The following is an 11,602-nucleotide window of genomic DNA, read 5'->3' on the forward strand; positions in this document are numbered from 1 at the left end:
CCCGGCCCGATCCGGAGCGTATGAAGGGGTGGACGGCAGTCTGAAGCGCCTTCCGTCGATCTCACTCCTTCGAGTGAGATCAGCCCCGATCGGGACCCAAGGGCCCCGATCACCTCCTCCGCCCCTCGCACGCCTTCGTTGCCCATGCCACCGACGGGCGCATAGGTTGATCATGACCAGCTCACCCCGCCCCGCCGGAGGCCCCGCCATGCCCTCGTCCGCGACCTCTGCCACAACCTCTGCCACGGCCTCTCCCGCGCCCGCGCCGCTGACCGTCGCGGTAGCCCAGCCCGTCTGCGCCGCCGCAGGCCGTCCGGACACCGTCTCCGAGAACGTGGCCCTGCACGCCGAGGCGGTACGGGCGGCGGGCACCCGGCTGGTGGTGTTCCCCGAGCTGTCGCTGACCGGCTACGACCTGGCCGCACCGGCCGTCGGCCCGGCGGACGCGCGCCTCGCTCCGCTGGTGGCGGCCTGCGCCGCGACCGGCGCCGTCGCCCTGGTCGGGGCGCCGGTCGCCGAGGCCGACGGGCGCGAGTCCATCGCCACCCTGGTGGTGACCGGGGAGGGCGCCGTCGTGGCCTACCGGAAGATGCGCCTCCACGGCGCCGAGGTGGAACGTTTCACCCCCGGGGAGAAGCCCGTCACCCTGGAGCTGGACGGCCTGCGGCTCGGCCTCGCGATCTGCGCGGACGCCGCCGACCCGGCGCACGCCGAGGAGACCGTCGCGCTCGGCGTCGACGCCTACGTCGCCTCCACCCTCTACGGGCCCGGTGCCGCCCAGGCCGAGCGCCGGGACGGACACTTCCGCGACCGGGCCGCCGCCCACGGCGTGTGGTGCGTGCTCGCGACCTGCGCCGGGGCCACCGGCGAGTACCCCGACAGCTCGGGCGGCTCCGGCGTCTGGGCCCCGGGCGGCGAACTCCTCGCCCAGGCCGGTACCGCCCCGGGGGAACTGCTCCGCGTGGAGTTGCCCCGGCGGTAGGCCTCGGACGGCTACGGACGGCGTCCGTAGCACCCGGGTCGGATCACGGGATCATCGGATCATCCCGGCCGGAAATACCCGGGCCCCGCTCGCGGCTGTGGTGATCGGAGATCCGTTCCGGGCCCGTCGGGCCCGTACAGGAGGTGCAGCGCACGATGGGTGACGAGCAGGAGAAGCCGCAGGAGTACCGGATCGAGCACGACTCGATGGGCGAGGTCCGGGTGCCGGCGGACGCGAAGTGGCAGGCGCAGACGCAGCGGGCGGTGGAGAACTTCCCGGTGTCCGGTCAACGGCTGGAGCGCGCGCACATCGCCGCGCTGGCCCGGATCAAGGCCGCCGCGGCCCGGGTGAACGCCCGGCTCGGGGTGCTGGACGAGGAGACGGCGGAGGCGATCGCGGCGGCTGCCGAGGAGGTCGCGGAGGGGCGCTGGGACGACCAGTTCCCGGTGGACGTGTTCCAGACCGGCTCGGGCACCTCGTCCAACATGAACACCAACGAGGTGATCGCCACCCTGGCCGGGGAGCGGCTGGGCCGGGCGGTCCACCCGAACGACCACGTCAACGCCAGCCAGTCCTCCAACGACGTCTTCCCCTCCTCGATCCACATCGCCGCCACCGCCGCCGTCACCCACGACCTCGTCCCGGCGCTGGAGCACCTCGCGGAGGCGCTGGAGCGCAAGGCCACCGAGTTCGCCCGGGTGGTCAAGTCGGGCCGCACGCACCTGATGGACGCCACGCCCGTCACGCTCGGCCAGGAGTTCGGCGGCTACGCGGCACAGGTGCGACACGGACGGGAGCGGCTGCTGGCCACCCTCCCCCGGGTGGCCGAACTCCCGCTCGGCGGGACGGCGGTGGGCACCGGCATCAACACCCCGCCCGGCTTCCCCGCGGCCGTCATCGCCGAGGTCGCCCGCGCCACCGACCTGCCGCTCACCGAGGCCAGGAACCACTTCGAGGCACAGGGCGCGCGGGACGCCCTGGTCGAGCTGAGTGGTCAACTGCGCACGGTGGCGGTCGGGTTCACGAAGATCGCGAACGACCTGCGGTGGATGGGCTCCGGCCCGCGCACCGGGCTCGGCGAGATCAACCTGCCGGACCTCCAGCCCGGTTCGTCGATCATGCCGGGCAAGGTGAACCCGGTGCTGCCCGAGGTGGTGCTGATGGTCGCCGCCCAGGTGGTGGGCAACGACGCGACGGTCACGCTGGCGGGCGCGAGCGGCAACTTCGAGCTGAACGTGATGCTCCCGGTGATCGCCCGCAACGTCCTGGAGTCGGTGCGGCTGCTCGCCAACAGCGCCCGGCTGCTGGCCGACCGGACGGTGGACGGCGTCACCGCCAACGTCGAAAGGGCCAGGGAGTACGCGGAGTCCTCGCCCTCGGTGGTGACTCCGCTGAACCGCTACATCGGGTACGAGGAGGCCGCGAAGGTCGCCAAGCAGGCCCTGGCCGAGCGCAAGACCATCCGCCAGGTGGTGGTGGAGCGCGGCTACGTCGAGCAGGGCCGGCTCACCGAGGAGCAGCTGGACGAGGCCCTGGACGTGCTGCGGATGACGCACCCGTAGCCGGCCGCGCGGCGGGCGGCTGTGGGCATCGGCGCGGGCCGACGGGCGCGGGCCGGGGCGCGGCGGGCGGTTGTGCCCTCCGCGCCCCGGTCACGGGCTGCGGGGAAGATCAGCCCTTGGCACGGCCTGCCCGGCCGCGCCGCATTGACGCTCCGTTCGACGTCATGGTCGCCATCGAGATCGCCGCGAGGCCGAGCAGGAACATCACGGCGCCCACGATGATGCAGGTCACGATGTTCTTGCCGTGCGCGACGGACCCGGAGACGACCCAGGGGGAGATGATCGTCCAGACACCGAGCGCGGCGGCCGCCCAGGCCCTCGCGTGGGTGCGTTCGTAGGCCGATCCGTAGCCGGCCATCAGGGCCGTGTAGGCCAGACCCACGATCAGGCAGGTCACGGTCAGGGTGCTGTACGCCGTGAAGCCGACGATCCATGGCGATGCCGCCAGGAAGAGGCCGGCCAGGACGGCCATGGCCTCGACGGCCTGGGCACGAGGAGTCGAGGTGACCCGCTCGTAGCGTTCGCGGAGTTCGACGATGTCCGGATGGTGCTCCATGCCCGTCGTCGGGATATGGGTTGCCACCGATACCACCTCCTGTGGTCGGGACCGGTAAGGCGCTTGCCCCGTACCCATTCTGGCTCTTATCTAACGTTTTGCACCCGTTGGACGGAAATGCCGGATAACCATCCGATCACGGCGGTGACCTGCGTCTCAACCGTCCGGGTCGGCATTGCCTATGCAACTGGTTGCATAGCAGGATGCGAGCCATGGCACTGGAGCACGCGATCCTCGTCTCGCTGCTGGAGCAGCCCGGCTCCGGCTACGAGCTGGCCAGGCGCTTCGACCGCTCGATCGGACGCTTCTGGACCGCCACCCACCAGCAGATCTACCGGGTGCTGCGGCGGATGGAGTCGGACGGCTGGGTGGCCGCGCAGGAGGTCTCCCAGGACGGGCGACCGGACAAGAAGGTCTACTCGGCGGCCGAGGCCGGCCGGGCCGCGCTGGCCGGCTGGCTGCGCGAACCGGTCGAGCCGGAGACCGTCCGGCACGAGCTCGCGGTCAAGATCCGGGCCGCCGCCTTCGACGATCCTGCCGCGCTGATCTCCGAGGTCGAGCGGCACCGCGAGGGCCACGCCAGCCTGCTCGCCCGCTACCTGCACGGCGAACAACGGGACTTTCCCGACCCCACCGCACTCGACGCCCGACAGGAGCTCCAGCACGTGGTGCTGCGTGGCGGCATCGAGTACGAGCGGATGACCCTCGCCTGGCTCGACGACGTGCTCGCCACCCTGCGCCGCCTCGCCGACAGCCGACCCTCCTGACGGACTGCCGCCGGCCGCCCTGAGCGGCCGACCGCCGGCCATCGGCGAGCACCATGCGGCAGCCGGCAGCCGACGAATGACAGATCACGGATGACAGATAACAGAATCTGAAAGCTGTCATCTGAACTCTGTCACCCCGCCCTCCCCGACACCCTCGACCCCCGGGAGCCCCTCGATGCTCTTCAACCCGCGCAGCTACGACCCCGCCCAGTTCGACGAGCCGACCCGCCGGCTGCTGCGCGCGACGGTGGACTGGTTCGAGTCCCGCGGCAAGAAGGCGCTGATCGACACCTACGTCGACCGCAGCTGGTACGCCGACTTCCTGGCCTTCGCCGCCGAGGAGGGCCTGTTCGCGGAGTTCCTGACCCCCGCCACGGCCGACCCCGACAAGCGCTGGGACACCGCGCGGATCGCCGAGCTGAACGAGATCCTCGGCTTCTACGGCCTCGGCTACTGGTACACCTGGCAGGTCACCATCCTGGGCCTCGGCCCGGTCTGGCAGAGCGAGAACGAGGCCGTCCGCGCCCGCGCCGCCAAGCTGCTGGCCGAGGGCCACGTGATGGCCTTCGGTCTCTCCGAGCGCACCCACGGCGCGGACATCTACTCCACCGACATGATCCTCACCCCGGACGGCGAGGGCGGCTTCACCGCGACCGGCTCCAAGTACTACATCGGCAACGGCAACGTGGCCGGCCTGGTCTCGGTGTTCGGCCGCCGCTCGGACGTCGAGGGCCCGGAGGGCTACGTCTTCTTCGCCGCCGACAGCCGCCACGAGGCGTACCACCTGGTCAAGAACGTGGTGAACGCCCAGATGTACGTCAGCGAGTTCCGCCTGGAGGACTACCCGGTGCGCGCCGAGGACGTGCTGCACACCGGCCAGGCCGCCTTCGACGCCGCGCTCAACACCGTCAACGTCGGCAAGTTCAACCTCTGCACCGCCTCGATCGGCATCTGCGAGCACGCGATGTACGAGGCCGTCACGCACGCCGACAACCGGGTGCTGTACGGCAGGAAGGTCACCGACTTCCCGCACGTCAAGCGGGAGTTGACCGACGCGTACGTCCGTCTGGTGGCGATGAAGCTGTTCAGCGGCCGGGCCGTGGACTACTTCCGGACCGCCTCCCCCGAGGACCGCCGGTACCTGCTGTTCAACCCGATGACCAAGATGAAGGTCACCACCGAGGGCGAGAAGGTCATCGACCTGATGTGGGACGTCATCGCGGCCAAGGGCTTCGAGGCGGACACCTACTTCGACAAGGCCGCGAAGGACATCCGCGGCCTGCCGAAGCTGGAGGGCACCGTCCACGTCAACCTGGCGCTGATCCTCAAGTTCATGGGCAACTACCTGTTCGCCCCGGCCGATTACGCCCCGGTACCGACCCGTCTGGACGCCACCGACGACGCCTTCCTTTTCCGCCAGGGGCCGGCCCGCGGCCTCGGCGCGATCCGCTTCCACGACTGGCGCGCCGCCTACGACCGCCACGCCCAGCTGCCCAACGTCGCCCGCTTCCGCGAACAGGCCGACGGGTTCTGCGAGTTGCTGCTCAAGAACGCGCCGAGCAAGGAGCAGCAGGCGGACCTGGACTTCCTGCTGGAGATCGGCCAGCTGTTCGCGCTGATCGTCTACGGCCAGCTGGTGCTGGAGCAGGCCGAGCTGACCGGTCTGACCGCCTCCGAGCACGGCGGGGACCTGTTGGACCGGATCTTCGACGCACTGGTCCGCGACTTCTCCGCGCACGCCACCGAGCTGCACGGCAAGGCCTCCGCCACCGAGGAGCAGGCCGGCTGGGCGCTGGCGAACGTCCGCCGCCCGGTCGCCGACCCGGCCCGGGACGCCCGGGTGTGGACGCGGGTCGAGGCGCTCTCCGGCGCGTACGAGATGCAGCCGTAGCAACGGCGCTCAAAGACCGCCTCCGGAGGCGACCTCCGGAGAGGGCGTCCGGAGAGGACCTCCGGAGGCGGCGGGCGAAAGCGGGTTTCGGAAAGGACGTACGGAGAAGACGTCCGGAAGCACCGAGACCCCGGGGGTGCCGGTCGGCGGGCCGGCACCCCCGGTTCACCTCTCCTGGCGGGTCCCGCCGTCGCCGAGGCCCATGTCGCGGGCCCGGGCGACGGCCTCGGCGCGCGTGGCGACGTGCAGCTTCTCGAAGATGTGGGTGATGTGGTTGCGGACGGTCTTCTCCGCGACCACCAGCTCGCGGGCGATCCGCCGGTTGTCCAGCCCGCGCGCGACCAGGTCCAGCACCTCGGCCTCGCGGGCGGTGAGTTCGGGGAAGAGCTGCCCCGCCTCGCGCATCCTCGCCCCGGCCAGCAGGGCGGTGATCCGGCCGGCCACCTCGCCGCCGAACACCGCGCCGCCCGCGGCGACCGTCCGCACCGCGTGCAGCACCTCCTCGCGCCCGGCGCCCTTCACCAGGTAACCGCGCGCGCCCGCCTGGAGGGCGGCGAGCAGGTTCCCGTCGTCGTCCGACATGGTCAGCATCAGCACCGGCGGTGGTGCCTCCCGGGTGGCGAGCTGCCGGACGGCCTCCAGTCCGGAGCCGTCGGGCAGCGAGAGGTCCATGATCACCACGGTCGGACGGTGCCGGGCCACCGCCTCCGGGACGTCGGCGACCCGCTCGGCCTCGGCGACCACGAGGACGCCCTCGGCACTCTCCAGCGCCGCCCTGAGGCCCTCCCGGAACAGGGGGTGGTCATCGACGATCAGCACCCGGACGGACGGGGCGTCACCCGGTTCCGAGGGTGCCACCGGCTGTTCTTCATCCACCCGGCCGACACTATCAGCGGCCATCGCGTGACTTTCCGTGACGAGCCCGGGAGGCCGCCCGCGTGTCGGGGCCGTCCCGGCGGCGGGCGACGACCGGCAGATGACAGATGACAGCCGACAGATAACAACAAACAGCTGACAGATTTTGAAATCTGTCAGCCGTCTGTTGCCACCACCGCGGCCGACCGGAGCGAGGCGAGGGATCGCCCCGGCCTCACCCCTGCGGACCGGTCTGCCCCGAGCACGTGGGCCTGTCGCCCCACTCCGGTCCCGGAACGGCGCCGGGTGCGCCGACCCGGCCCAGCACGACGGTGACCGGTCCGCGCCGGCCGACCCGGAGGCCGTACTGCTCCCCCGCCCTGACGTAGACCAGGTCGCCGGGGAGCAGTGACTCTTCGCCGAGGTCACCGAGGAAGACGGCGGCCCCGGTGAGGACCAGCAGGAAGGCGTCGGCCGCCCGGTCCCGGTACGGTCCGCAGGTGCCGCCCGGGTCGATCCGCGCCGTGCCCACGTCCACCTGCCGCCAGCTCCGGGCGGACCGGGAGTCCGACCGCTGAGCGGGGATGTCGGCCCTGGACGTGGGGCGGACCGTGAGCACGGTGGTCGGCGCGCCGCGGACGGCTGAGATCCGGTAGGAGGTGCCGGGCCGGTGGTGCAACGCCTCGCCCGGGCAGAGGATCCGGCCGGCCACGAACAGTCGACCGGAGAGCACCACGGTCACCGACTCGACGGATTCGTAGGGAAGTTGCTCGACCCGGACACCCGGCGGCAGCGCCTCGACGGTCAGTCCGGCGCGGACGGCCGGCCGCTGCTCCGGGTCGATCAGCCGCTGGAAGGCGGGCGCGGTGCGGGGCACGGCAGCGGGGACGAGAATCACGAGAGGCCTCCTCCGGACGAGGACGGGCAGGACCGGTCAGGGCCGGTCGCAGCGGGCGGCGCGGCGCCGGGCCAGGGCGGCCCGGGTGGCGGCCGAATGCCGGGGGACGGCGAGGGTCAGACGGAGCAGTTCCACGCCGAGCGGCCCGGCTTCGAGGTGCAGCGTGCGGCCGCGGCGGGCCAGCAGCAGGTCCCCTTCGGAGGCCAGGTGGTCAGGCTCGCCGGAGAGTCGGCCGACGACGGCGGCGCCGCGCAGCACGTGCAGGACGGTCTCGGTGTCGGACCGGCCCGGGAGGACGTGGTGGGCGCCCGGGCTCAGCCGCAGGTGGTCGAAGGCCTCGCAGGCGCTGGCGAGCATCGGGCGCCGGGCGAGGGAGCGGATCCGTACGCGCTCGCCGTTCGGGCCGATGACGACCATGGCGGAGCCGGTGTCGGTGGTGACGATCACCTGGGGTCGCCTCCTTCGGGAGGGGCTTCGGACGGGGCTGAGGAGGAGACGGGGACGGCGAGCACGGCGTGGAAGAACTCCAGCCCGGCCAGCCCGGCGGTCAGGACGGTCCGCGAGCCGAGCGGCAGCACGACGGCGGTGCCCTCGACCAGCGGCAGGCCGACGCCGACGGATTCCGGGCGGTCCTCGGGTGCCGGGCCGTCCGCGTGGTCGGGGTGCTCGAAGCTCTCGGGCAGGTCGGCGAGACCGGAACCGGCGGTGACGTAGATCGCGTGCTCGACGCCGTCGGCGGCCACCTCGGTGCGGTGGCCCGGGTCGAGCCGTTGCAGCCCGACGCCGCGCAGCGGACCGGCGAGCAGTCGGCCGGGGTCGACCGCACCTCGTCGCCGCAGGTCGGTGATGACGGTTCCCGACATGACAGGCGCTCCTTCCGGTCGCGGGCGGGCTCTGTGGTCCGCCTCTGCGGTCCACCCTGCGCCGCCCGCTGTCCCGGCCACACGGGGGCGTCGTCCCGTCCGGCTCCCGGCCCGATCCCACCCGCGATCCCGGCCCCGTCCCAGGCCCGATCCCACCTGGGATCCCACCCGTGGTCCCGCCCCGGCCCCACCCCGCCTGCACGGCGGTCAGGACCGGTCAGGATCCAGTCAGGACCGGTCCCCGGCTCCGTCCCCCGGCCGCCGCCCGCACCCGCCGTGGGCCCGCCCGCGACCGCCCCGAGCCGAGCGGAACGACGTACGGTGGAACCGGAGGCCGTGTCATGCACGTCACCGGAACCCACTTCACCCGCTTCGCCGACCGCACCGAGGCGGGCCGTCGGCTGGCCGCCCGGCTCGGCCGTCTGGCCGGCCCCGACACCGTGGTCGTGGCGCTGCCGAGGGGCGGCGTGCCGGTGGCAGCCGAGGTCGCCTCGGCGCTCGGCGCACCGCTGGACATCTGCGTGATCCGCAAGCTCGGCGTGCCCTACCAACCCGAGCTGGGCATGGGGGCGATCGGCGAGGACGGCGTCCGGGTGCTGAACGAACAGGTCATCCGGTTCTCCGCGGTCACCGACGAGCAGTTGGCCGAGGTCGAGCGGCAGGAGCGCGCCGAACTGGCGCGCCGGGCCCGCCGCTACCGGGGCGACCGGCCGCCCGCCGACCTGCGCGGCCGTACGGTGGTCGTGGTGGACGACGGCATCGCCACCGGGTCGACCGCCCGGGCGGCCTGCCGGATCGTCCGGGAGCGCGGCGCGGCCCGGGTGGTGCTCGCCGTCCCGGTGGCGCCCGCGGACTGGACCGAGCGCCTGGACGAGGTCGCCGACGAATTGGTCTGCGTCGGCACGCCGTCCCCGTTCTTCGCGATCGGCGAGTTCTACACCGACTTCTCGCAGACCCAGGACGAGGAGGTGCTGCGACTGCTGGCGAAGGCCAGGGAGGGGGGCGGCGGCGGGATCGGGAGCGGTCCGTCCACCGGCCCCGCCGCGGTCGACCGCGAGCTGCTGCTGCCCGTCGCCGGAGTCCGTCTCGCGGGCCGGCTGACCGTCCCGGCCGGCGCGCGCGGTGTCGTCGTCTTCGCGCACGGCAGCGGCAGCGGTCGGCTCAGCCCGCGCAACCGGCACGTCGCCGAGTACCTGAACCACACCGGACTGGCCACACTGCTCTTCGACCTGCTCACCGAGGACGAGGAGGCCGACCGCCGGAACGTGTTCGACGTGGCGCTGCTGGGCTCCCGGCTGAGCGCCGTCGCCCGGCGACTGGGCGCGGCGGAACACACCCCGGACGACCCCGACGACCCCGACGACCCCGACCGCCCGAACCACCCGGACCGCCCGGACGACCCGGTGCCCGAGACCCAGGGCCTGCCGCTCGGCCTGTTCGGCGCCAGCACCGGCGCCGCCGCCGCGCTGCACACCGCCGCCGACCTGGGCCCGGCGGTGCACGCCGTGGTCTCCCGGGGCGGCCGGCCCGACCTCGCCACGCCGGACGTGCTGACCCGGGTGCGCGCCCCGACGCTGCTCCTCGTCGGTTCCCTGGATCCGACCGTGCTCGACCTCAACCGGCAGGCCCGCAGTCGGCTGCGCTGTGCGAGCGAGCTGATGGTGGTGCCGCGCGCGAGCCACCTGTTCGAGGAGCCGGGGACCCTCGACCGGGTCGCCGAGCTGGCCTCCGGCTGGTTCCTCCGCCACCTCCCGCTCCCCGTCAACCCCGGAAGTGCGTGATCGCCCCATTGCGCAGACTTCGTGCGTCACCCCCGGTCAGCAGCACATTTTGCGCAGCGGACCGCGGGATTTTCTAATCATCTTGTACACATTGAGCAGTCAGAATCCGACCTGTTGCCCAACCACTCCGACAGGAGCAAGCTCTCCGCAACCACACCGCCCACCCGTTCGCGGTGTGGTGGCGATCCAGCGGAAGCCTCGACGGCGAGGCCCGAAGTGGAGGAACGAGCGATGACCCCGCAGTCCCACGCCCTTGAGTTGACCCCCGAGGAGCGCGAGGCCGGTCTTGACGCCGACCAGCTGCGCCGCCTCGTCGGCCTCGTCGAGCACGACGCGGCCGCCGATCCGTTCCCGGTGACGGCCCAGGACGCGGTCGTCTTCGTGGTCGGCAACGCCACCCAGACGGCCCAGTTCTACCAGGTCGTCTTCGGCATGGAGCTGGTCGCCTACTCCGGCCCCGAGACCGGCCGCCGGGACCGCAAGGCGTACGTGCTGCGCTCCGGCTCCTGCCGCTTCGTGATCAAGGGCGGCGTCCAGCCGGACAGCCCGCTGCTGGAACACCACCGCCGCCACGGCGACGGCGTCGTCGACCTCGCCCTGGAGGTCCCGGACGTCGACAAGTGCATCGAGCACGCCCGCGCGTGCGGCGCCACCGTTCTGGAGGAGCCGAACGACATCTCGGACGAGAACGGCACCGTGCGCCGCGCGGCCATCGCCACCTACGGCGAGACCCGCCACACCCTGATCGACCGCTCCCGCTACCACGGCCCGTACCTGCCGGGCTACGTCGTCGCGGAGAGCAAGGTCACCCACCCGGAGGGCTCGCCCAAGCGCCTCTTCCAGGCCCTCGACCACGCCGTCGGCAACGTCGAACTGGGCCGGATGAACGAGTGGGTGACGTTCTACAACCGCGTCATGGGCTTCGTGAACATGGCCGAGTTCGTCGGCGACGACATCGCCACCGAGTACTCCGCGCTGATGTCCAAGGTCGTCGCCAGCGGCAACCACCGGGTGAAGTTCCCGCTCAACGAGCCGGCCATCGCCAAGAAGAAGTCCCAGATCGACGAGTACCTGGAGTTCTACACCGGCCCCGGCTGCCAGCACATGGCGCTCGCCACCAACGACATCCTCACCACCGTGGACGTGCTGCGGGCCCGCGGTGTGGAGTTCCTCAACACCCCGGACGCCTACTACGACGACCCGGAGCTGCGCGAGCGGATCGGCAAGGTCCGGGTGCCGATCGAGGAGCTGAAGAAGCGCGGCATCCTGGTCGACCGCGACGAGGACGGCTACCTGCTCCAGATCTTCACCAAGCCGATCGGCGACCGCCCCACCGTCTTCTACGAGTTCATCGAGCGGCACGGTTCGCTCGGCTTCGGCAAGGGCAACTTCAAGGCGCTCTTCGAGTCCATCGAGCGCGAGCAGGACCGCCGCGGCAACCTGTGAG

General features: G+C 72.3%; 11 protein-coding genes. 6 read left to right on the top strand and 5 right to left on the bottom strand.

Annotated features, from left to right (window positions below):
* Nucleotides 1-172: 172 nt before the first annotated feature.
* Nucleotides 173-982 carry a carbon-nitrogen hydrolase family protein gene (locus ACZ7C5_RS04975; RefSeq protein WP_401084682.1) on the top strand — a complete coding sequence of 270 codons (810 nt, stop codon included), beginning with the start codon at nucleotides 173-175 and terminating at the stop codon, nucleotides 980-982.
* A 155-nt stretch (nucleotides 983-1,137) separates the two neighbouring features.
* The gene (locus tag ACZ7C5_RS04980) at nucleotides 1,138-2,544 is read left to right on the top strand and encodes a class II fumarate hydratase (RefSeq protein WP_401084684.1); all 1,407 of its coding nucleotides are present in this window, start codon (nucleotides 1,138-1,140) and stop codon (nucleotides 2,542-2,544) included.
* A gap of 109 nt (nucleotides 2,545-2,653) precedes the next feature.
* Here the strand turns inward: ACZ7C5_RS04980 and ACZ7C5_RS04985 are convergent, their stop codons facing one another.
* The gene (locus ACZ7C5_RS04985) at nucleotides 2,654-3,127 is read right to left on the bottom strand and encodes an SPW repeat protein (RefSeq protein ID WP_470321989.1); all 474 of its coding nucleotides are present in this window, start codon (nucleotides 3,125-3,127) and stop codon (nucleotides 2,654-2,656) included.
* Between the two features lie 185 nt (nucleotides 3,128-3,312).
* Here ACZ7C5_RS04985 and ACZ7C5_RS04990 point away from each other — a divergent pair, with 185 nt between their 5' ends.
* Complete coding sequence (locus tag ACZ7C5_RS04990; protein ID WP_470321990.1) at nucleotides 3,313-3,867, top strand: PadR family transcriptional regulator; 555 nt, start codon at nucleotides 3,313-3,315, stop codon at nucleotides 3,865-3,867.
* Nucleotides 3,868-4,042: 175 nt separating this feature from the next.
* Complete coding sequence (locus tag ACZ7C5_RS04995) at nucleotides 4,043-5,758, top strand: acyl-CoA dehydrogenase family protein (protein ID WP_470321991.1); 1,716 nt, start codon at nucleotides 4,043-4,045, stop codon at nucleotides 5,756-5,758.
* A 165-nt stretch (nucleotides 5,759-5,923) separates the two neighbouring features.
* Here the strand turns inward: ACZ7C5_RS04995 and ACZ7C5_RS05000 are convergent, their stop codons facing one another.
* The 4 genes from ACZ7C5_RS05000 to ACZ7C5_RS05015 all read right to left on the bottom strand — a co-directional run bounded on the left by ACZ7C5_RS05000 (nucleotide 5,924) and on the right by ACZ7C5_RS05015 (nucleotide 8,374).
* Nucleotides 5,924-6,634, bottom strand: coding sequence for a response regulator (locus ACZ7C5_RS05000; RefSeq protein WP_401084693.1), 711 nt, complete (start codon nucleotides 6,632-6,634; stop codon nucleotides 5,924-5,926).
* Nucleotides 6,635-6,848: 214 nt separating this feature from the next.
* Nucleotides 6,849-7,511, bottom strand: a complete 663-nt coding sequence (locus tag ACZ7C5_RS05005) for a hypothetical protein (RefSeq protein WP_470321992.1) — start codon at nucleotides 7,509-7,511, stop codon at nucleotides 6,849-6,851.
* Between the two features lie 36 nt (nucleotides 7,512-7,547).
* Complete coding sequence (locus ACZ7C5_RS05010; RefSeq protein ID WP_188300716.1) at nucleotides 7,548-7,958, bottom strand: pirin family protein; 411 nt, start codon at nucleotides 7,956-7,958, stop codon at nucleotides 7,548-7,550.
* Nucleotides 7,955-8,374, bottom strand: coding sequence for a hypothetical protein (locus tag ACZ7C5_RS05015; protein ID WP_470321993.1), 420 nt, complete (start codon nucleotides 8,372-8,374; stop codon nucleotides 7,955-7,957). Before ACZ7C5_RS05015 ends, ACZ7C5_RS05010 begins: the two co-directional genes overlap by 4 nt.
* Nucleotides 8,375-8,715: 341 nt before the next feature.
* On the opposite strand from ACZ7C5_RS05015, the gene ACZ7C5_RS05020 reads away from it, so the two are divergent.
* Entirely contained in the window at nucleotides 8,716-10,155 is a 1,440-nt protein-coding gene (locus ACZ7C5_RS05020) for a phosphoribosyltransferase family protein (RefSeq protein ID WP_470321994.1), read from the top strand.
* 231 nt (nucleotides 10,156-10,386) lie between these two features.
* Nucleotides 10,387-11,601, top strand: a complete 1,215-nt coding sequence (gene hppD, locus ACZ7C5_RS05025; protein WP_401084705.1) for a 4-hydroxyphenylpyruvate dioxygenase — start codon at nucleotides 10,387-10,389, stop codon at nucleotides 11,599-11,601.
* Nucleotide 11,602: the final 1 nt, after the last annotated feature.

The organism is Kitasatospora sp. NPDC036993 (assembly GCF_055607525.1).

Excerpts from the sequence above, each read along its gene's own strand:
- ACZ7C5_RS04990 (WP_470321990.1), top strand. The coding sequence starts at position 3,313 with ATGGCACTGGAGCACGCGATCCTCGTCTCGCTGCTGGAGCAGCCCGGC.
- ACZ7C5_RS04995 (WP_470321991.1), top strand. The coding sequence starts at position 4,043 with ATGCTCTTCAACCCGCGCAGCTACGACCCCGCCCAGTTCGACGAGCCG.
- ACZ7C5_RS04975 (WP_401084682.1), top strand. The coding sequence starts at position 173 with ATGACCAGCTCACCCCGCCCCGCCGGAGGCCCCGCCATGCCCTCGTCC.
- ACZ7C5_RS05015 (WP_470321993.1), bottom strand. The coding sequence starts at position 8,374 with ATGTCGGGAACCGTCATCACCGACCTGCGGCGACGAGGTGCGGTCGAC.
- ACZ7C5_RS04980 (WP_401084684.1), top strand. The coding sequence starts at position 1,138 with ATGGGTGACGAGCAGGAGAAGCCGCAGGAGTACCGGATCGAGCACGAC.
- hppD (WP_401084705.1), top strand. The coding sequence starts at position 10,387 with ATGACCCCGCAGTCCCACGCCCTTGAGTTGACCCCCGAGGAGCGCGAG.
- ACZ7C5_RS05020 (WP_470321994.1), top strand. The coding sequence starts at position 8,716 with ATGCACGTCACCGGAACCCACTTCACCCGCTTCGCCGACCGCACCGAG.